Origin of the sequence: Aquiflexum sp., assembly GCF_041749095.1 — a bacterium.
Lineage (GTDB): Bacteria > Bacteroidota > Bacteroidia > Cytophagales > Cyclobacteriaceae > Aquiflexum.
The window spans coordinates 1-22636 of sequence record NZ_JBGTCA010000001.1; the positions used below are offsets into that span (position 1 = coordinate 1).

A 22636-nucleotide genomic window follows, 5' to 3' on the forward strand; every position below is an offset into this window, starting at 1 on the left:
TTTATCAGACATAAAGGAAGTGTCCGAGGATTTTGAGAGTGCTGATAAAGACTTGCCATGAAGTTTGAAAAATGGAGTATTTGGAGGGCTAGTCTTGATCCAGTTGTGGGTTCTGAACAAGGTAAATCAAGACCTGTGTTGGTGATAAGTGAAGATGATATTAATGTATTGTTGAACATTGTAAATGTTATTCCAATCACATCCAGAAAACCTAAAAGGGAAATTTATCCAAATGAAGTGTTAATTCCACAAGGAAAATATGGTTTGGAAAAAGATTCAATAGCTTTATGCCATCAAATTAGAACATTAGATAAAAAAAAGACTTACCAAAAAGTACGGGCAAATTGATTCAGAAAAAATAAGACAAAAAATTATAGAAGCAATTTGTTTCCAACTAGGGATTCAAATTAAATGATCTTATAATAAAAACATCAGGTTCTGTGTGTTCCATAGTTGAAAGTTTGCAGGGCTAGTTTGTTTTATATTTTGATTTTTCACCAGATATAACCTATAGAAGGCCTTTCCAATGACAAAGCAACTGACCAAAAAACAAATATTCGATATCTCCCAGGAACTTCAATGTGGGATGAAAGTTTATGTCAATTCCGACACTTTGGAATATAAAAGTGTGCTGGATTGGGATGACATGGATGATTCCGGTTTTTGGGATGAACAATTAGAGGAGATCGAAAACAACTGGAAAAGATTTTTCACCATTGAGAAAATGAATTCAAGAGAAGGATTCCAAATTATGGAAAACTTTGTGGATGAGTTGGAAGATGGCTATTTCAGGAATAATCTGATCAAAATATTGGACAGAAAAAGTCCATTTGCAAATTTCAAGGCAGAAGTGGAATCCTCAGAAGTAAGGGAGCAATGGTTTTCATTTCGGGATGCTGCCTATGTGGAATATGTACAGGAAGAATTGGAAATGAATGATGTGGCTTTTGAGAAATGATTGACCCTTCAGGTTATCACTTGATCAAAATTGCTTAAAATATTTACCAACAACCTCATTTATAATCCTTATGAAAAATCCCCTCTTTATCTTATCAGGCTTGGTCTTATCATTCATTTTGGGATTTTACCTCAACTTCAATTCGCCTGTCTCCATTAAGGAAGAAATTCCAACTTTATCCAATATCCAATCCAATCCAACCATGAAAAACATCAAATTAGGGGCTTTTTCAATAAGTCTCAGTGTCAAGGATCTCAATGTCTCCAAAGAATTTTATGAGAATCTCGGCTTCTCTGTGTTTGCAGGAAGTATGGAGTCCAATTATCTGATCATGAAAAATGGTGATTCGCTGATCGGGCTCTTTCATGGCATGTTTGAAGGCAATATCCTGACCTTCAATCCAGGATGGGATCAAAACGCCAATACCGTTGATTATTTTGACGATGTCCGGTCAATTCAACAGCATCTGAAATCTAAAGACATTAAATTGGAAACTGAAGCGGATGAGCAAACTTCTGGTCCGGCAAGCCTGATGTTGAAAGATCCTGATGGAAATCTGATTTTACTGGATCAGCACATTTAAAATATCCCATTAATAAGTAAATCTGTCAGACCTGATTAAATTTTTTTTTGTCATTTGAATAGACTTTTTGGTAATTAAATTCCGTAAAATCAAGATTTCATTTTTTTGAATACCAATCCTATCGCAAACTTCTATTATATTAGAAAATTATTGAATTTAGGAATGTCTTGTTTGATGGTTAAAATGAACCTCCTAACCTTTAATTGATCAAAATGATAGATTTTAAACTGAATATTCTCAATCTGTTTTTAATACTGGTTGCTGCTTGGCTTGGAGGTATAGCCTCCAAGAGGTTGGGCTATCCGCCAATATTGGGTGAACTCATCATAGGAATACTCCTTGGGCCAACGCTTTTGGGTGTGATCAAAGAAACCGAAACGATCAAAGTTCTGGCAGAAATAGGGATTACTTTATTGATGGTCTATATCGGAATAGAAATTGATTTTGCGGATCTGAAAAAAGCTTCCTGGGCAGGATTATTGGCTGCGATCGGTGGCTTTATTGTCCCCTTCGGCCTCGGATATTATACCATCATTTATTTCGGTGGAACACCCACCGCTGGTTTGTTTGTTGCAATCGCAGTCGGGGTGACCTCACTTGCTACCAAAAGCAGGATTTTGGTGGATCTTAAATTATTGAACACCAGGATAGCCTATGTGCTGATGGCCGGGGCATTGATCTCAGACACACTTGCTTTGGTGATTTTTGCAGGGATTGTCAGTTTTGCTGATGCGGGTTCTTTGGACATGACAGGGCTGTTATTGGTTCTGGGCAAAGCTATTTTGTTTTTTGCCGCCACCATCATCCTGGGTAATTACATTTTGCCGATTCTTGGAAAACGAATCTCCCGTTTCAAAAATCAGAGTAGCACACTGTATTTCACCCTGATTCTGATCATTACCTTTGGATACGCCGAACTTGCCGAACTTGCGGGCCTGCACAGTATTTTGGGTGCATTTATGGCAGGGTTGTTTATCAGGGACAACCTGTTTCCCAAAAACATAGCGCGCGAGGTTCAGAAATCGTTTTTTGATGTATCCATAGGATTTATGGCCCCTATTTTCTTTGTGTCAGCTGGATTCAATGTCAATATCAATGTGTTTCAAACAGACCTTGTAATGTTGCTCTCTATTATTTTTGTGGCCATTGCCGGTAAAATTTTCGGGACTATGTTTTTTTATCTGCCAAGTGGTCATGGTTGGAGAGAAGGAATTACCGTGGGCTCGGGTATGAATGGAAGAGGTGCAGTGGAGATCATCATTGCAGGCATAGGATTGGAGATGGGAATCATCAACCAAAATATATTTTCCATTTTAGTTTTTATGGCCATTTTCACTACCCTAACAGTCCCATTTATGCTCAAATGGACGACTTCTTGGCTACGGTCCAGAGGTGAGTTGGTCCAGGTTGACGGTAGGAAGGGGGTTGTCATTCTGGGAGTAAACCCTGTTAGTCTTTTAATGGGCAAACATCTCAATGAAAAGGAGCCCATTGTTCATATGGTGGATGCCAATATTGAAATGGTAGAATTGGCAAGGCAAAAAGGTTTTGACTGTACCCATGGAAATGCGCTAAAAGACATAGTGATGCAGCAAGCTAAAGCGGATGAGAGTACAGTATTTGTAGGTTTGACTGTAAATAGCGAAGTGAATTTGTTGGCAGCCCAGATAGCCAGGGAGAATTTTTATATCTACAACAATTATATTCTCCTAACAATGGATGAAGAAGGGGCAGGTAAGTCCATTCTGGAAGCCATTAAGGCTTCTACGGTTTTTGCTATGAAAGTCCAGTTGGAACCATGGAACCAAAAAATCCTATCAGATAATTTTTTGGAAAAACAGCATACAGTCATCAATAAGATCAGAACAAGGGATTGGGTGATCAAGCACGGTAAAAGCAAAATACTGCCATTGGTCATAGAGGACAATGATGGAAAGAAAAGGGTGTTTCAATATGAAGATGCAATCCTTCCGGGAGAGACTGTTGTTTATATTTCTTAATAGTTATTGGACTTTAAAATTTATTTCAATGAATTGGGTTATGCGGATAAACTGTACACCAAGGAATTGTTAGAGAAGGCTATTAAAAAGCTGCATTTAACTTCATTTTTTTTCAAACATAAAAATTCATAAATAATAATCTAACAGGAAACTCCTTTTTCCCGATAATTATGAGGTAAATTGAAGGCAAAATTTTTTCCACTTTAAAATACTCCAATTATGAAATGGCAGGGCAGACGCAAAAGTAGCAATATAGAAGACCGGAGAGGTCAAAAACCTCAGAATTTTGGCGGAGGCAGGGGCGGAATCAACCCAATGATGTTGGCACCTTTGTTGAAAATCCTGTTTTCTAAAACAGGGTTGGTGATCATTGCAGCTTTTTTCCTGATCACCTGGCTGACAGGTACCAATCCGCTTTCACTGCTTTCCCAGTTTACCGGAGGTGGACAGGTAACCCAACTGGCAAATTATCAACCGACTGCGGAGGAAGAAGAATTGGCCCAATTTACTGCTGTGGTATTGGCGGATACGGAAGATGTCTGGAACCAACTAATGGATGGATATAGAGAACCTACATTGGTGTTGTTTTCAGGTCAGGTAGAGTCAGCATGTGGATTTGCATCTTCCGCATCAGGTCCTTTTTATTGTCCCGGAGATGAAAAGGTATATATAGATTTAAGTTTTTTTAGGGATATGGGTAAAAAACTTGGAGCGCCCGGGGATTTTGCCCAAGCTTACGTAATTGCCCATGAGGTTGGGCATCATGTGCAGCGATTGGATGGGACTTTGGAAATGGTTCAATCCAAAAGGGGAAAGATACCTGAACCTGAATTCAACAGGTTGATGGTACGGTTGGAACTGCAAGCGGATTTCTATGCCGGGGTCTGGGCACATCATACACAAAGAGTAAAAAAAATATTGGAACCGGGTGACCTCGAAGAAGCATTGAATGCAGCAAGTGCAGTAGGAGACGATAGGTTGCAAAAACAAGCAACAGGAAGGATTGTTCCTGATTCTTTTACCCATGGTACCTCCGAACAGAGGGCGAGGTGGTTCAAAAAAGGCTTTGATACAGGGGATGTCAGAGATGGAGACACATTTAATGCGAGGAATTTGTAAAAATTGCTCTGATATTGTGTTGATGTTTTGTATATGGTCATTTTAAGAAGTAAAATTCCTTGATTAGAAAATAAGAACATATGTCAGATGTCGGATGACCGATGATGGATTGATAGGAGACGGGTAACGGAAGAAAATCCCTAAGGATACCAATGGGAAAATGTTGAAAAGTGAGCGGTGACACCCACCTTGGCAAAAATGCCGTAGGCATGGACGAAATTATAGCCCGGCAATTTATTGCCGGGATTAAATTGTTGACGAATCCCTAAAAGTACCGTAGGTACGGACGATTTAAAAAAACAACACATTGACCCTCATTAATATGTCATCTTTCTGGATATGGTTAGGAATTGTAGTATGCATCACCCAATCAGCCACCATGTCAGGATTGAACATTGCCTTGTTCAGTTTGAGCCGATTAAGGTTGGAAGTAGCTGCAGAGGGAGGAGACCGGTACGCTTCCCGGATTTTGGACTTGAGGCGGGATTCCAATTTTACTTTGGCGACTATTTTATGGGGTAATGTCAGCATCAATGTGTTGTTGACTTTATTGGCGGACTCTGTATTTTTGGGTGTAGCTTCAATTATTTTTTCCACAGTGGTGATCACATTCATTGGTGAGATTTTTCCTCAAGCTTATTTTACGAGAAATGCCCTACGTGTGGGAGCTTTATTGGCTCCGGTATCACTTCAAGTTCCAAAAATGAATTTTTGAGTACACTGGCGCAATCAGGAAAAAAATGGACAATAGTTGTTGACTCTAAAAACAGTCAACCAAAATTGGTTATAGATACACCGGATTTTATTAGCAATGCATTGTTCAGAAATGAAATATTCAATTGGAAAGAACATTGCCATCATCCAATGGTTTTTGAAGATATGTCATTGCCTTTGGCAAATGTCCTTGATGGTTTCAAAGTCAAACCAAAATTTTCCGGTGATGATGTGATTGATGAAGATTTGATTATCCTTTGGACGGATGTGGAAAAAAGAATCATTACCGGTTCAGATATCCTAGGCAGACTTATGCGAAAGATTGCGGTAGAGATATAAAGTGTTGGGTAATTTAATTCAAATAAAACCGTACCGGTTTTTATTGACCTCCAACTCTGAAGTATTGCTTCTAGCTTATGATTTGTATGATTTGTTTAAATTTTTATTTTTTCCCAAAATTCATGAACTAGCTTATCACGTTTAAAAAAAACATCACTTATTAATCCAAAAGTAAGGTTTTCATATTAGAGGCTCGGATGAAATCAATATATTTTGAATTTTTAAAACTCTGATCTTCAAACTGGAATTTTTATTTATTTCGAAATACTTTATATTGATTGCAGATTATCATAAACCCAACTTATCGGATATTGAATTAGCCTTTGTGAATTGATTCATTACGATTATTATTTCTGAGCTGTTGAAAAAGTTTGTGGTATCATTAATTTGGGTAAACAAAGCAGACATAGCGAACAGGAATTATTGGTTTTACTCCGTCAGGGTGATATCAATGCATTTGACGAACTATACGAGCAATATGTCAAAAAAATGATGGCATTTGCGCTTACATTTTTTCCAAATAAGGAATTGGCTCAGGATGCTGTTCAGGATATATTCATCAGGGTTTGGGAAAAGAGGAAGGATTTAGATGATTCCAAAAATTTTAAGACCTACCTCTTTCAGGCAGTAAAATTCTACATGTATAACTATATCAGAGATAAAAAAGCATCTTGTACTTTTGAGGAAATACCTGAGGATTATTTATTGGTAGAGAATAAAATAGAAGATGATCTGACGTATGAAGTATTGAAAGAATCAGCTTTTAATCTGATTGATAAACTCCCTAAGGTTCAACAGGAAGTTTTTCGCCTCAATAAAATTGAAGGCTTATCCTCAACTGAAATTGCTACAATAATGAAGCTTTCTAAAAGAACAATTGAACATCATATCTATTTGGCATCCAAAACGATGAAAAAGGAAATGCTTCAACATTTTACTTTTACAGCCTCCCTATTATTTGTTATTTTCTATTTGGGCTAGAAAGAATTTTTTTGATCGAACAATAAAATTTTTATTTTTTTCAATTTTCATTAAGTAATCTTCTTCACTTATGTTTTTTATAGAAAAGAAACATTGCCGTGAAAGAAAACACCATTATTAAATTTTTGAGAGGTTCTTGTACTCCCGGTCAGGAAAAGGAAGTGTTTCAGTGGCTGGAACATCCCGGTTCAAGGGAAAAACTCAATGATATACTTGAAAAGCATTTCGAAAGTCCCAATCCTCAATGGGAGGACAGATCGGATTATAGGGAAATATTGGAAAATATCCATCAAAAAATCCTTAAACCCCAAAAACCAAAACCATCCTATTTTAAGATCTTAACAATCCAAAGCCTAAGGACTGCCGCTAGTTTGATGTTAATACTTTTTTCGGTTTATATCTTAAAGGAAAGTATTTCCTACAAGGACAATATACAGTTGGTTTCAAAACTAGAACCAATTGAAGAGTTGGTCCGGACGACCGGGGCTGGGGAGAAGATGAAAATCACGATGCCCGACCAAACAAAAATTACAGTGAATTCCTTATCCGAGATTTCTTATTCTTCGGATTACGGTAAAAATGAAAGAATTGTAAAAGTCAAGGGTGAGGCATTTTTTGAAGTTGCTCATGATCCCAATAAACCATTCAAAGTAATCTCAAATGGACTTACTACTACTGCCTTGGGTACTTCATTTAATGTCTATGCTAGGAACGATTATAGAATTGCCCTTACAGAAGGAAAAGTATCTGTGGCCTCAGCCGACAGGGAAGTAGAATTGGTACCCGGACTTATGGCATTGTGGGAGAAATCGGATAGGTCTGAACCTGAATTTGAAGTCAGGTCTTTTGATTTGGAAAAGATCATTGGATGGAAAGATGGTATTTTGGTTTTTGATAAAAAACCATTAAAAGAAATCTTGAAGGATCTTGAAGACTGGTATGGGGTTGAAATGAAAATCCAGAAGGGTGTAGATGTAAACAGAAAAGTAATCGGAAGTTTTGAAAATAAAAATCTCAAAGATATCCTTACCGGATTAAGTTTTTCGATAGGATTTGATTTTGAGATAGAAGGAAAGAATGTTCAAATAAAAAATATAAGCCTATGATCTAAAAACAAAAACAGGGTAAACTCTCCATCTCCAAATGAATTCATTTACCCTGGAATCTTAAAGCGTTAACCTTAAAACCACTTAAAATTATGAAAAGAAAATTACTGTACCTAATCAAAATGGTATCAAAAAATTTAATTTACGGTATGGCCATACAGTGCGTCTTTATGACAACCTTAATGGCCCATGATATCAATGCTCAGATAAAGCCCATTGATAAGGCTTTTGTTGTCCTGCAAAAAAACCAGTGGAACCTTCATGAAATTTTCCAAAATCTGGAGCAGATTACTGACTATAAATTTGTGTATCCAGAAAATGTAATTCCGGAAAACACAACCCTTGAAATCAAAAAGAAGAAAATAACCGTCAAGGATATCCTTGTGGAAATAGCCACCATTTCTAACCTTAAATTCAAACAGGTTGATAATTCCATTTTTGTGGCCGAGAGAAATATTTCAGACCGGGGTTTACAGGTAGAAATAAAAACTGCCCAAAATGAGATCAAAGGAACTGTGATTGATGAAGATGGTAATCCAATACCGGGAGCAAGTGTAATTGTAGAGGGCACTGCCATTGGAACGGTAACTGATATCGAAGGAAAATACAGCTTATCTGTGGCTGATGGATCTGTTTTAATTTTTTCATTTATTGGATATGAGAAGCAGAGAATTGTTCCCGGAGGAAAGTCAATTGTAGATGTCGTTCTAAAAGTCGATACCAAGTCACTCGAGGAGTTTGTAGTGGTAGGATATGGAACCCAAAGAAAAAGTGACCTGACAGGGTCGGTTACCTCTCTTAGCAGTGAGGACATTCAGATCGGGGTCAATACATCACTTGATCAAATGATGCAGGGAAGAGCACCCGGTGTACAGGTAACCCAAGCATCTTCAGCTCCTGGTGGCGGTGTCAGTGTAAGAATCAGAGGTGGAAATTCAATAAGTGGTGGCAATGAGCCATTATACGTCATCGACGGATTTCCTGTGTATAATAGCGGAAATGAAGTAAACCCTGGGGGTGGTCAGTTCAATGAATTCAGAGTGGCGCCAAACCCTTTGGCTGCTATAAACCCTAATGACATTGAATCCATTGAAATATTAAAAGATGCCTCAGCTACTGCTATTTATGGCTCAAGAGGTGCCAATGGGGTTGTTCTTGTTACTACCAAAAGAGGAAAACCGGGTAAAGGTGGTCTTACATTGGACGTATATCACGGAGTGCAGACTGTTGATAGAAGGATAGATGTTTTGGACGCACCAGGTTTTATGAGCTGGGTCAATGAATCTGCGGCTGTACAAAACAGAGTACCGGCCGGTGAAACCATTGGAGCCTGGCCTTTTTCCCAAGCGGAAATGTCAAATCCTGAGTTCAATACTGACTGGCAAGATCAAATATTCCGATCAGCTCCCGTATCCAACTATCAGATAGGGTTTAACGGAGGAACTGAAAATATGGCTTATAATATCTCAACAAACTATTTTTCCCAAGATGGGGTCATCAAGCAATCAGGGTTTGATAGGTATTCCTTAAGGGTTAATTTGGATGGAAAAGTCAATAATTGGTTAAAGATTGGCAATAGTTTAACATTAAGCCGCTCCATAAACAATCAGATTTTTGATGGTGGGTCAGGGAACGCAAATTCCAGTGCTGTACATTCTGCTTTGAATTATTTGCCTATTTTACCTATATATAATCCCACTACAGGTAATTATTCAAATAGAGTAGATGCTAACAGAGCAGGATATTCCCCATTTAACAGATTAAACCCTGTTCAACTGATCAATGAAACTACCGACATCACTGTTGCTGATAGAGTTTTGGGAAATATTTTTACAGATGCCACCCTTGCCCCAGGTCTTACCTATAGATTATTGTTAGGCCTGGACTCAGAAACCCGTACACGTAATTTTTATTTTTCCAATGATCTGGATCCCATTAATAGAGCGTCAAATGCCTCTATTGGTTCTGTAAATGCTTTTACTTGGTTAAATACACACCAGGTAAACTATGAAAAGGAAATTGGAAAACATAGAATCAACATCACAGGAGTTTACGAAATTCAAAGGAGGGTGGTAGATAGAACATTTATGGGAAGAAGTCAATTTGATAATAATGTAACTAAGTGGTATTCTATACAGGCAGGTAATGATGTGCCTAACGTTACTTCAAGTAGGGATGAATGGTCACTGGCATCTTATATGGGCCGGGCTAATTATGTCTATAATGATAGATATCTATTGACCCTGACTGCCCGTGCAGATGGATCTTCTAAATTTGGATCTGATAATAGGTGGGCTTTCTTCCCATCCGTTGCTTTAGCCTGGAGAGCAGGTGAGGAGGCATTTGTTCAAAACCTTAATGTGTTCAGCGATCTTAAAGTAAGAGCTTCGGCTGGTCAGATAGGAAGTCAGGAAATTGACACTTATAGATCCCAGCCTAATTTCGCACTTCAGAAATATACCTTTGGGGGTGTACCGGTCAATGCTTTTTCAATGACCCGTCTGGCCAATCCAGGTCTAAAGTGGGAAACAACCACACAGTTTGACCTTGGAGCAGATATGGGCTTCTTTAGGGATCGGATAAACTTTTCAGTGGATCTTTATTATAAGAAGACAACAGATCTGTTGATGAATTTTGAAATACCTATTGAATCCGGTTTTAATACAGTAACGGGTAATATAGGAAGTGTAGAAAATAAAGGTTTAGAGATGGCCTTGGGCGGCCATGTAATAGACAATGCAAGGATTAAATGGTACACTGATGTAAATTATTCTGTAAATAGAAATAAAGTGTTGGATCTTGGTGGTACAGAGCAGATCCGGGGCCCAAGAATAAGCTATGATTATGGTGGAGCCTTTGCTTCAGGATCTTATGTAAGAGTTGGCCAACCATTAGGGGTGTTTTGGGGAGCTATATATGATGGGGTTTATCATAATCAGGCCCAGATTGATGCACATGGTGTAACTTATAATAATGGAGTTGTACCCACTGTAGGTTCGGCCAGATATAGAGATGTTGCAGGTCCTCCGGATGAAAATGGAAATCCTACAGCTCCTGACGGAATCGTAAATCAACACGATTTGACCATTATCGGTGATCCCAATCCTGATTTTATTTTTGGTTGGAACAATAGGGTCACATTTGGGAATTTTGAATTTACTGCCTTGTTTCAGGGAGTAATTGGGGGGGATGTATTGAACGTGAATAAAAGAGATATGTACACTGATGGTGCGGGTTCAAACCTTTCCAGGGATAGGGCCGAAAATGCCTTTAGGGAATCAAATCCTAATGCCAAATATCCTCAGATTCACCCTACCATTGGTTTGATCAGTAATACACCGGGAGGTGGTATGAGTTCAATTTTTATTGAAGATGGCTCATTTGTAAGGTTAAGAAATATCAGGCTTGCCTATAATCTACCAATGACTACCAGAGTTTTTAGTGGAGGACAAGTATATGTCAGTGGGCAAAACATTCTGACCTTCACAAAATATACAGGATTTAATCCGGAGGTGAATCAAGCAGGGCAAAACAATATCAATCAAGGTATTGACTTTGGTTCCTACCCGATGGCAAGGACATATATGGTAGGCGTGAGTTTTAAATTTTAATCAAAAAATCAAAGGTCATGAAAAATATAAAAATATCAATAACAACAATAGTGATGATTATTTCTATGGTTAGTTGCCATCAGGATTTTCTGGAAGAACGTCCTTATGATATCATCACTGAATCAAACTTCTTCAAAACGGCAAATGATGCTATCACTGTCACAAATAGTATATACCAATCTTTATATGGAAATTATGCAACCAATTTAATGCACCTGAATGAATTTACTACTGAAGCGGTAACTACCCGACTGGAAATTAACTCAGCTTATGGAAGATGGGATACCTGGCAATTTCAGGTAGGTGATTTCAGTGGGATTTACGGGGCCAGTTATGTTACCATCAATCGTGCTAATATTTTACTCGATAATGTGGATCGGATTCAAATGGCAGATGCTTTAAAAACAAGACTCAAAGGAGAAGCTTTGTTTCTTCGTGCATTATCTTATTTAAATCTTGTAAGGGTTTTTGGAGGTGTTCCAATCAGAGAAACTTCCACAAGAGGAGTCGAAAATCTGGAACTGCCAAGAAGTCCGGCTGCAGATGTTTATGCATTGGTTATTTCAGATTTGACCCAAGCTGCAGAGTGGCTTACACCCAAAGCTGCTTTAACCGGAAATAACAGAGGAAGGGCGAATAAAACGGCTGCTTATACGCTTTTAGGTAAGGTCTTTCTTACCAGGGCCACTGATCCATCATCAGCCCAAAGTGGTGATTATCAAAAAGCTATTGATGCCTTAAATGCTGCCATTGCAGTTGGAGATAGCCAATTGTTAACTAATTATGCCAGGATATTTGAAATAGGTAATGAAAATAATGCCGAAATTATTTTTGATATCCAACGCATGGATGCCCCCGATTTAGGAGGAAATCTTACACCTCTCTTGGCTACTGCTGTGACCAATGAGCTCTATCAGATTCCTTGGCATGATTACCTGGCCAATGTGGATTTTTATAGAACTTTTTCCGAAGATGATACAAGACGTGCGGCTACATTTTATGACAGAATGAGTGTTCCTGCAAGTTCCGGTGGGGGGATCGTTTATTTTGATCCCTATTTAGAACCTGTAGACGGTGTATGGAGAAGGGCAGATACCGGTGAACAAGTTCCTGCAAGTCTGGTAGATGTCCATGTTCCGGGTTTCCGCAAGTTTGTGGATATGGGAGCAATCCAGGGAGGCCGTGATAGGAATAACTATGTTATTTTAAGGTTTTCTGATGTGTATTTGATGCTTGCTGAAGCTATAAGTGGTCAAAATAACGGACCTACTGCCCAGGCTTATGAATATATCAATAAAGTCAGAAGGCGTGCCTTTAATGTTAATATTGATACCCCCAATGCCACTGTGGATTTAGCAGGACTTAGCGCCGGAGCTTTTACCGAAGCTTTGTATAGGGAGCGTAGAAAAGAGTTTGTCATTGAAGGCCATGGTTGGTTTGATGGAAAACGCATGTTTGAAACATTTAAAAGAGTTGTTGTTGAATCTGCTGCATCCGGTGGTAGTTTAGGATTCAATAATAGACCAAAAGCAGTAATTGATCCGGGAAGAATTGCTGATCCAAGGTATTTCTTAATGCCCTTGGGTCTCAATCTTTTTGAGAGAAATTCATTGCTCACCCAAAATCCAGGTTGGGAATAATAGAAGTACCCAATAAATTATGGTTAAATTAAGACCCTGATTTATTGGGTACTTTAAAAATACTTTACTAATGAATAATAGTGGAAACAGAAGAGAATTTTTGAAAAAAACAGGTTTGGGAATTGCTGGATTGAGTGTCATTCCGGATTTAATGGCAAATACGAAAAACCTTGATTTCAAAGATCCGAAAAAAGTCGAACTCGCCATAGCAACCATAACAATGGATGGTTTCGGTGATCACAATTTTGAAAGGGCCTTTGAAATTCTTCCTAAACTCCCTTTCAGAAATGTGGAATTCAACTGCTGGTATGCCAGAACTTTGACCCCAGCTGGAATCCGCAGTATCAAGGATAGATGCCAACAGCTCGATCTCAAGCCGATTTGTGTTCAGGGCTCCGGCTTTGGTGCGGAAGGGAATATTATCAAAGATGTAACTCATAAACTTTGGAATATGCATGCAGCCAAAGAACTTGGGTGCAGAAGGGTCAAGTTTACAGGTGCGGGAAGAGGAAAGGACGGTGGTTTGGAAGCTGTTATTGCCTGCCTAAAGGAAATTGCCCCCGCAGCCGAAGAAATGGATGTTCTAGTGATGGTGGAGAACCATGCCAATAACAATATTGAATTCATAGAAGATTATGATAGAATTTTTGATGAGGTAGATTCAACCCACGTTGGAATGTGCATGGACAATGCCCATTTTGATGGTTCCAATGTCAACCTATTGGATGTAGTGGAAAAATTCCATTCGAAAATCATGCATATTGATATTAAGGATACAGAAAGGTTTGGCATTCATAAAGTAGTCAATTATGGGGATGGGGTAACCCAAAATGATGCTGTCATTCAAAAATTACTGGGATACGGCTATGAAGGTTACCTGCTTATTGAAATGGCCCCTCCAAGAAATGAAGACACCCTCGTCAAAGACCTGACCCGGGCCTACGACCTCTTCAAAAAATATAAAAGTTAAATTTAATTCCTAACCTTCCGGGAAAACCCCCGGAACGTTAGGAATTATTATGATCTTGGACAAATTAAGATCAAAAGAAAAAGACACATTTATTCTGACACCCATTTTATGTATTCATTTAATCCCAAGCCACAAATAATCAATTCTCTAATTTTTCTGACAATCCAATTGCTTTTTTCATGTAAACCAAATGTAACATCGAATGGTGGTTTGCCTGAGGGTGTACGTGTTTTGGATGACAGATTGGTTCTTTCCGTTGTGGCGGAGGAACCTGATATCGTTACGCCCATTGGAATAGCCATTGATGATAAAGACAGGATATATGTATTGGAATCCCATACCCATTTAGCTCCCAAGGATTATCAGGGACCTGATGGGGATTTGATCAAGGTTTTTGAAGATACCAATGGTGATGGTCAATTAGACAAAATCTCTGTCTTTGCAGAAGGGATCAAAGAAGGGATGAACTTGGCATTTTCTCCGGAAGGCCATTTGCATCTTGTCACCTCAAGGGAAGTTTGGGTGTTTTATGACCGTGATGATGATGGTGTTTCCGAGGAACAAAAGAAGCTTATGGAGCTCATAAAACCTGAGAGCGTCTATGCCCATGCAACCATGCTGAGTATCACATTCAGCGAAGATGGATATATGTACCTAGGCAGAGGTAATACCGGAAGCGAAAACTGGATTTTTGAAGGAAGTGACGGAAGTCTGATTTCAGGATATGGTGATGGAGGCAATATCATAAGGGCCAAATGGGATGGGTCTCAGGTGGAGGAATTCAGCACTGGCTATTGGAATCCGTTTGACCTGAAGTTTGATAATGATGGCCGGTTGCTGGTAGCCGACAATGACCCGGACAGCAGGGGGCCGAACCGGCTTGTTCATGCAGTTTATAAATCTGATTTCGGATACCAATCACTTTTTGGCGGCAGTGGCATCCATCCCTACCTTGCCTGGAACGGAGAACTTCCCGGTACGCTGCCCATGGCAGTACCTTTAGGGGAGGCACCATCCGGATTGGTAAATGCAAGCTTGACCAATTTGCCTGAGGATTATAATAATCAATTTCTATGTACTATCTGGGAAGAAAGTACCATTGTCCGCATTGATATGCGGGAAGAAGGACTTTCTGTGACCGGTAAAACGGAAGTTATTGTAGAAGGAGGAGAAGATTTTAGACCGGTGGCTTTTGCTGTAAACAGCAAGGGTGAGATTTATTTTACGGATTGGGTTATCCGGTTTTATCCCAATCATGGTAGGGGCAAAATCTGGAAACTTTCCGCCAAAGACAATGAGAAAGTATTTCCCGGAAAAACAAAGCGACAGCAACCCTCACAAACCAATTGGGAGATAGCATTGAAATCAATGGATACCACACCTGTAGTGGATCTGAAATCCTATTTGCAGTCTGATGACCCCTATCAAAGGCATGCAGGTATAATGGCTTTATCCAATAGAAATGAGGAAATAAAGAATTTAGTAAGAGACCAAGATGCAGCAGTCCGATTGGGCGCTTTACTCGCAGCAAAAAAATCAGGGGACAAAGAACTGGAAACGTTTGCAAAAGGGTTTTTGACCGATCCTGATTCCCAAATTAGAAAAATGGCTTTGATATGGGTAGGATCTTCCCAGATGGTCAATTTGAAAGATGAAATTGGAAATGCGCTTATTGTGGGTGCACCCTCCAATGACCTGTTTGAAACATATTTGGAGACTGTAAAACTGCTTCAACCTGAATATATCAATGAATTTCAAAATCAGCTTCAATCCAGGTCCCAGGCGCTGAAAAGAGAACTTCCGGAAAATTTTGTTTCTGATATTGTTCAGAACAGTAAAAACCCAATCGAAATGCGGGTTTATGCTTTAAGATTTTTGGATAATCCTGGGGATCAGAAAAAATTGCTGATTTCATTTTTAGCAGAAGGTATGCCTGATGCATTGAGATTGGAGACTATCAGGACATTACAAACCGTTCCGGATAAAGAAATTGCTGCCAGATTTTTGGAGATCAGTTTGGAAAGTAAAAATTCAGAGTTGATCAGGTCTGAGGCATTGGCCAGTCTTTCAAGACAACCATTGGATAATTGGGAACAATTAATCCCGCTTTTGGAAAATGAAGAAGAAAACATAAGAATTGAAGCTGCAAGATTTCTCAGGTCTAAAATATCCCACCCTGATATCCGGGCGGCCTTTGAAAAGAACCTTAATAAACCGGCTGCTACAGAAGGGTTTCAGCAGCAGATTCTATTAGGGTTGAATCAAGGTTTGTCCCATAGACCTGATGTGGCCGATGAGAAATCATGGAATGCTTTGCTGGATGGACAAGGGGACAGTGAGAGAGGGCGAAGGGTGTTTTTTTCCAATACTTCCCTGTGTTCAACCTGCCATGTCATGGACGGAAGGGGCGGAGACTTGGGCCCTGACCTCAGCAATGTCGGAAAATCCAAAGACCGGAATAATCTGATTGCATCCATATTGTATCCATCTGCCGAAATGAGTCCTGAATGGCAGGGCTGGTATATCAAATTAAAAGACGGAACATTGGAACAGGGAAGGCAGATTGATGTGGGCAACAATGATATCAAGCTTTATACCCAAGCAAAAGGCTTTATTTCTGTCCAAAAAGAAGATATAGCAGATTATGGGATGATCAAGGAATCTTTGATGCCCGATGGGCTTGAGGAAAGGCTTACTGATCAGGATCTTAAGGATTTATTGGCTTATTTGGGAGGGTTCGATTAAGCAATAAATTTGCAAACTATTTTAAGAATTTGACTCCAGCTTCTATTGGAAAATAAACCGCAAGGGACGCAAGGGTTGCGCTAAGGTTTTTATTCTTTGCAATATCTTTGGGACCTTTAGGAATATCCGTTTTCTGAAATTCATTTAATAAAATCTCAATTTTCTTTACATTACTGTTTCTGATCAATGCCCTGACCCAAGAGGAATAGAAAAATAAATATCCATTAGAAAAAACATTTCTAAGCTGATTGTCTGGTGTTTAATCCAATTCATGAAAGAAAAAGATTCATGTTTGGTTGTAACCTTTCTTTTTTAGTTATCATTACCCATAGCTTTCAATACACCCGTTTCCAAATCTTAATTCCCAAGTCCTTTCCTTGCTGATAGGTGAATCGCTGCATGCAGTATTAATCACTTTTCAATTCAATTATTGTCAAATCTCAGTTGAACAAAATGATTTTATCGCTTTCGCTGTGGGGGAAATGGAAAGGAATTTAGGATTATAAAAAAATAAGATGAATTATATCAAAACCATTGAATTAGAAAATTACAGGCTTTTTAAAGATCGGACTGCTTTCGATTTAGCCCCGATTACCTTATTGACAGGGATCAACAGTTCCGGTAAAAGCAGTTTGATAAAAGCTTTTGTTTTGTTTAAAACCAGCTTGGAAAGAACCAAATCACTTGAAGAATTGGATTTTTCTGGAAGTGGTCATAACCTCAATGACTTCAAGAATACGCTTAACTATGATACTACATCTGATATTATCTATTTTAAATTTGACTTTCAAATCAACTACATCGGAGATGCCAAACTGGAACTTGGATATAAGATGAATGAATTAAATCCCAATAAGGGGGATTTGGTGTCCATCGTGTTTTTTAATGCAGATGAAGAACGGATTTTTTATGGCTTAAAAAGCCGTGATGCTGATAATGGGCTTCATATCAAATATAAAATTGATGTCAATTATTTTTTGAATAATCTCGATTTTCATAGAATCAAAGTCAAAAGTAATTTTGGAAGGCAGGGGCTAAAATATGCTTTTCCGACTGAAAATAAGCTGTTATATGAAAATATAGACAGCAATGATAAAATCTATGAAAAATACTTAGAGGGGATGGATGTTTGTTCTAAAGGCGGAATTATCATTCCTTTTGAACATCCATTTGCTGATTTACCACAAAATGATGAGACAATCCTGAGTGGTATCAATATGCTTGGAAGTTCAATAGTGCATAGTGCTGAATACTATCTGGACAAATTTGGATTGGAATTTAAGAAGACTGATTATGCAAAATTTTTTTTAGAGGATTTTTCATCATTGATTTTTAATCACAGTTTAAAAACCTTTTCAGAAAAGTTTAATTCAATATTTCACTTTTCTTCTGTCAGGTCCATTGCCAAAAAAATTTATACAGAAAGGGAAAAAGAACTTCTCCAGTTCTTTTTGAAATATAAAAATGAAAGTGAGGGATTTAATCCTGAGGTAAAACAATTTGTTTTTGATCAACTGACAAGGTTTTCTATTGGGGAAAGAATTGAAATTGAGTCCCACAAAGACCGTTTAATAGAAATTTTTATCATGAAGGATGGCAAAAGGATTTTGCTGTCAGATTTAGGATTTGGGTTTACGCAGTTGCTTCCAATAATCATGAGCTTGGCTTTAAAAGCAAATGCCAATTTCCGAAATATAGCAGGTGAAAGTTTTTATTTAGGATCGCTATTCCTTATTGAAGAACCGGAAGGCAATCTCCATCCTGCTTACCAATCCAAATTGGCAATCATGTTTATGGAAGCATCCACCAAGTTCAATGTCCAATTTATTATTGAAACGCATAGTGAATATTTGATCAGGAATTTCCAGTTTCTCACGGCCACAAAGGAATTAAAAACTGATGATACGAAGATATTTTACTTCTTCCAGCCCGGGACTGATGAATATATACATTCAAATTTCAGCATTATTCAGATCGAAAATGATGGACGATTCAATAATGAGTTTGGAGCAGGATTCTTCGATGAATTACCTAGGTTATTGACTTCCTTGGACAATATTGGGGTTAATTGAGGTTTATATTACCTAAAGACTATTATTTAAATTAGTTATTTGGGTATGTTATTGTGTAGCAAAACCGACACTGGAAGGGCGATAATTGAAAGAAAAAAATGAAGTGCACTTTATTCATATCATTTGACTTAATCCGAGATGGGGAAATTGAAAAACCTTTAGCGATAGCTACGATTTTGGGTTTTCTAAAGAACGACAGACAACTTCAAGACAAAATGAGTTTTCACCACCTTTCGATCAATAGCTTGAAGTATGGAGGACAAGCTCAAGCGATAGACTTTGAAAATAATCTCTCAGGCTTCAATCTTGAAAAGTTTGACTTCATTGCAATTTCCGCTTACATCTGGAACGAGTATTTGCTTAACGATTTCATTGAACTACTTCGGAAGCTTGGCTTTAGAGGCAATATAATTTTAGGCGGTTATCAAATAACGTACTCTAACCAAAAAGACCTTCCTCTTCAATATCCTGATGTGCAAATTTTTGTAAGTGGTTATGCCGAACAATCATTAAAAGATTTTTTTTCTTCACCGGTTAAGACAGCAGTTCCTCAATTCTTAAATACGCCTGTTGACTTTTCTGAAATTCCATCTGCCTATTTGACAAATGAAATCTTTGTTCCTTCTGGGACTCCTATGTTGCGACTTGAAACCAAAAGAGGTTGTCCATATCGTTGTTCATTTTGTGCCCACCGAGACCTGACCCAAAATAAAGTATTCAAGCATTCACTCGACAAAGTGTTTAATGAAATATCATTCATCGCTGACAGACAAGTAAAACGAGTAAACATACTAGATCCGATTTTTAATTCAGGCAAAGATTATTTAGAAGTAATGAGAGAAATTAATCGCACCAACTTGAATACAACTTTCACTCTACAAAGTAGGCTTGAAAATATCCGCGGGATAGCTGGGAAAGAGTTTTTAGATTTATGTAGCGGTGATAATTATCATCTTGAATTTGGTTTGCAAACAGCAGTTACAACCGAAGCTGATAATATAAACCGCAGAAACAATCTCCAACAAATTGACGAAGCGTTTACCCAACTCAAAGAGAGAAACATCAGCTATGAAGTGAGCTTAATTTATGGTTTACCTGGACAGACAATAGATAGTTTCAAACGTAGCATTGACTTCGTTGAAAGTATAGGTTGTAAAACAATCAAAGCATTCCCACTTATGTTACTTCGAGGAACAGAACTTTATCATGAAAAAGAATTGTGGAATATTAAAGAAGAAAACATAGGAGAGTTTGCGATCCCTGTTGTAACCTCTTCAAACTCTTTCTCCCGCCACGATTGGGAACAAATGAATGAAATCGCAAACAACTTATCACCGCACCACAGACAATGAGTAAAGCAGCAGATCCTAGGCCCCGCAAATATTGAAACATGTTGGAAATAAGATAAGGAACAGTCGCCAAGAATTACGAAAATACCTTTGAGAGAGCAAGCTCTCTCGAGCAATAGATTCCGATGATCTTGACCACCAATCCTCACCCCAGCTCAAAGACTTTACTATCCTTCACCCTGCACTTTTTAAAAATACCATAGGCCATCCGCTGTAAATCCGGCTCAGTGACCAGATCCAATACTTCTAGACAGGATTCAAAATTTCCCACATTGCGGTGGAGTTCTGCGATCAGCAAGAGATCTCTTTGAGCGGTATTGTCCAATAATTTGATCAGATTGTTGGCATTTTCCTGCCTAAGAAGAAAGTCTTCTGCATCAAGGAATCCTTTGTTTTCCAAAAAGAACTCATTCAAACACCAAAGCAGTTTTTTCCTGAGATATATTTCCTCCTTTGGGTTTCGAAAAGCTCCTTTCTGAATGGCTTTAACCCAGCCTTCCTTATCCAACTCCTCCGCCCAGGCACCTTGTTCACGGTAATAATCCCTTTTCAGGGCATCATCCTCTCTGAAATCATCATCTTCAAATTCATCCACTTTGATCTCCCTATCCAACCAAAAAATGGTCCCGCAATCCTCGCATTGAGTAATGATAACTGTAGCTGGAAAATCTGGAGCCTTTATCCTTCCATCCGAATAATACTTTGCACCCAAAGAATTGGCACTGGCCAAAGTCCATTGGAGAATGGATTTTGAACAGCCGGGGCAGTGGTAGACGTTGGTAGGTCCGGGAAGCATTTTTTTATAACTGCATATCCTTGAATTTAGGGGAAATTTTTGATTTCATTAAAATGATAGTTCCATTTTGACTCAATGATGACAAAATCATACACTTATACTAAATGCTCTTTCAAAAGTTCACCTAGAATTTCAAGTAACTATTTTCAAAGGAGCCCATTTAATGATATTAATTCCATAATCCTCTTTATTGATGTTTTTTGGGACCTATTGCTTGAGGCTGCTTTGATTAATTGTTGAGCTACTTCTTTGGGTATAGAATATTTCTCTGCCTTTTTTGCTAAAAACTCTCTTTCATAGCGATCTATACTTCCATCCACTTTAGTGGCATCAATAATTTCCATAAACATGAAATAATTTTTGGGAATAACCTCCAATTCAATTTCTTGAGCTTGATCCAAGGTTAGGCCAAGTTCTAACCTTTTCTGCTGTAACCATTCCCGCTCTATTGGAGTAACTACCCAATCGGCCCAAACTGCCTCTGCATAAGATTTATAGATTTTACGTTCAGCAGACCCTCCTTTATAATCAGAAGGAATAATTACAGAATCGCAGTGAAAACAGACTCGATGATTATGATGGGTGATTTGTGAACAAGCAGGGCAAACACTCCTTGCTGACTTTCCGCATTCCGGACAATAATTCCAACTAAGGGACATGGTAGTCTCGCAATGTGCGCATTCAGTATCTAGGATTTCTGGAATGGGATTCTTTTTCCCTGATATCAATCCAGATTCATATAAGAAAACCTTTGTCCAAAATAACATTTCCAATGCATCAAACCTTGATGCCTCAAAATCATCATGAACAATAATATTTCTAAGTTTTCGAATATGCTCCCAATTGACCATTTTCACAAAGCGAAGATTGGAATCACACATCTCTTTAACATGATCCCAAAATGAAGTGTACCTGGCAAAAATGACCAAACTACCTAAGCTCGCATTTTGAAACTCAAATTGTTCTTTTTTCAATCTGAAAAAGTCAACATGCATTTTTTCCCAGCCGTCAGATTTGCCGTTCTGTTCTAAATATTCCTCTAAGTTCTTGTAAAGCTCTTTCAAGCCAAGCTCAATCAATTTGACGGAACGCATCATTGAGCTTGGATAATACTTCTGTTTTACAAGATTTTCAATCTTCCTTAAATCCTCAAAATAATTTGTCATTCCTGTAACCTCCGTAACTTTAAAAGTTTCCACTAAAAATATCTTTTAAATTACAATATTCAAAATTTATAAATGTAAACTGCGAATGATTGAGACAATACTGTCGAAATCTAGATGTGTTTGAAAAACAAAATAATAAATGAAAGTCATTTCGAATACAATCTAAATATCCTCATAAACTCCATACTCTTTCAGTTTTTTTCTTAATGTATCTCTTGTACAGCCGATAATTGAGGCCAATTCAACCAAGGGTCTTTTTCCATCACCATAAACTTTAAGTATATGACTTTTCTCAACTTCTGTCAGGGAACGGGGATCACTTTTGTTGTCCAAAATCCGATCAGGGAGATCCTCTAAATAGATTTCACCCTCACAAAAGGTATAAAACTGAACAAAAAGATTTTCCAACTCCCTGACATTTCCTTTGTATCCATAAGTCCTTAAAACCTTTAGGACTTCAGCAGGAATTTTCAGCTTCTTCTTGTCC

17 protein-coding genes and 1 pseudogene are annotated in these 22636 nt (G+C 38.2%); 15 read left to right on the plus strand and 3 right to left on the minus strand.

The genetic code is table 11. The annotated features are described in order from the left end of the window. Window positions 1-57: 57 nt before the first annotated feature. From ACEW8O_RS00005 to ACEW8O_RS00075, 15 genes are all read left to right on the plus strand, one after another. On the plus strand, window positions 58-348 hold the full coding sequence (locus ACEW8O_RS00005) for a type II toxin-antitoxin system PemK/MazF family toxin (RefSeq protein ID WP_373492563.1): 291 nt from the start codon (window positions 58-60) through the stop codon (window positions 346-348). Window positions 349-526: 178 nt separating this feature from the next. Beyond that, a complete protein-coding gene (locus ACEW8O_RS00010) occupies window positions 527-958 on the plus strand; it encodes a UPF0158 family protein (protein ID WP_373492564.1) in 432 nt (143 codons plus the stop codon). A 70-nt stretch (window positions 959-1028) separates the two neighbouring features. Next, entirely contained in the window at window positions 1029-1541 is a 513-nt protein-coding gene (locus tag ACEW8O_RS00015; protein ID WP_373492565.1) for a VOC family protein, read from the plus strand. Window positions 1542-1753: 212 nt separating this feature from the next. Beyond that, window positions 1754-3541 (plus strand): cation:proton antiporter, encoded by a 1788-nt coding sequence (locus tag ACEW8O_RS00020; protein WP_373492566.1) that lies wholly within the window; start codon window positions 1754-1756, stop codon window positions 3539-3541. Between the two features lie 219 nt (window positions 3542-3760). Then, complete coding sequence (locus tag ACEW8O_RS00025) at window positions 3761-4660, plus strand: neutral zinc metallopeptidase (RefSeq protein ID WP_373492567.1); 900 nt, start codon at window positions 3761-3763, stop codon at window positions 4658-4660. Between the two features lie 307 nt (window positions 4661-4967). Further along, window positions 4968-5375, plus strand: a complete 408-nt coding sequence (locus ACEW8O_RS00030; RefSeq protein WP_373492568.1) for a DUF21 domain-containing protein — start codon at window positions 4968-4970, stop codon at window positions 5373-5375. Continuing rightward, window positions 5372-5713, plus strand: a complete 342-nt coding sequence (locus ACEW8O_RS00035) for a hypothetical protein (protein ID WP_373492569.1) — start codon at window positions 5372-5374, stop codon at window positions 5711-5713. Before ACEW8O_RS00030 ends, ACEW8O_RS00035 begins: the two co-directional genes overlap by 4 nt. Window positions 5714-6100: 387 nt before the next feature. Next, window positions 6101-6694, plus strand: coding sequence for an RNA polymerase sigma factor (locus ACEW8O_RS00040; RefSeq protein WP_373492570.1), 594 nt, complete (start codon window positions 6101-6103; stop codon window positions 6692-6694). Window positions 6695-6792: 98 nt separating this feature from the next. Next, a complete protein-coding gene (locus tag ACEW8O_RS00045; RefSeq protein ID WP_373492571.1) occupies window positions 6793-7800 on the plus strand; it encodes a FecR family protein in 1008 nt (335 codons plus the stop codon). 92 nt (window positions 7801-7892) lie between these two features. After that, entirely contained in the window at window positions 7893-11411 is a 3519-nt protein-coding gene (locus ACEW8O_RS00050; RefSeq protein WP_373492572.1) for a SusC/RagA family TonB-linked outer membrane protein, read from the plus strand. A gap of 17 nt (window positions 11412-11428) precedes the next feature. Beyond that, window positions 11429-13051: a RagB/SusD family nutrient uptake outer membrane protein gene (locus tag ACEW8O_RS00055; RefSeq protein WP_373492573.1), complete on the plus strand. Its 1623-nt coding sequence runs from the start codon at window positions 11429-11431 to the stop codon at window positions 13049-13051. 70 nt (window positions 13052-13121) lie between these two features. Beyond that, window positions 13122-14021, plus strand: coding sequence for a sugar phosphate isomerase/epimerase family protein (locus ACEW8O_RS00060; RefSeq protein ID WP_373492574.1), 900 nt, complete (start codon window positions 13122-13124; stop codon window positions 14019-14021). 108 nt (window positions 14022-14129) lie between these two features. Then, window positions 14130-16766, plus strand: a complete 2637-nt coding sequence (locus tag ACEW8O_RS00065; protein ID WP_373492575.1) for a PVC-type heme-binding CxxCH protein — start codon at window positions 14130-14132, stop codon at window positions 16764-16766. Between the two features lie 515 nt (window positions 16767-17281). Next, the gene (locus tag ACEW8O_RS00070) at window positions 17282-18838 is read left to right on the plus strand and encodes a DUF3696 domain-containing protein (protein WP_373492576.1); all 1557 of its coding nucleotides are present in this window, start codon (window positions 17282-17284) and stop codon (window positions 18836-18838) included. A gap of 98 nt (window positions 18839-18936) precedes the next feature. Next, window positions 18937-20190, plus strand: a complete 1254-nt coding sequence (locus tag ACEW8O_RS00075; protein ID WP_373492577.1) for a radical SAM protein — start codon at window positions 18937-18939, stop codon at window positions 20188-20190. Between the two features lie 142 nt (window positions 20191-20332). Here the strand turns inward: ACEW8O_RS00075 and ACEW8O_RS00080 are convergent, their stop codons facing one another. From ACEW8O_RS00080 to ACEW8O_RS00090, 3 genes and pseudogenes are all read right to left on the minus strand, one after another. Further along, window positions 20333-20983 (minus strand): hypothetical protein, encoded by a 651-nt coding sequence (locus ACEW8O_RS00080; protein ID WP_373492578.1) that lies wholly within the window; start codon window positions 20981-20983, stop codon window positions 20333-20335. A 146-nt stretch (window positions 20984-21129) separates the two neighbouring features. Further along, window positions 21130-22182: a zinc ribbon domain-containing protein gene (locus ACEW8O_RS00085; RefSeq protein ID WP_373492579.1), complete on the minus strand. Its 1053-nt coding sequence runs from the start codon at window positions 22180-22182 to the stop codon at window positions 21130-21132. A gap of 129 nt (window positions 22183-22311) precedes the next feature. Then, window positions 22312-22636, minus strand: a pseudogene (locus ACEW8O_RS00090) (hypothetical protein); the annotation flags it as partial.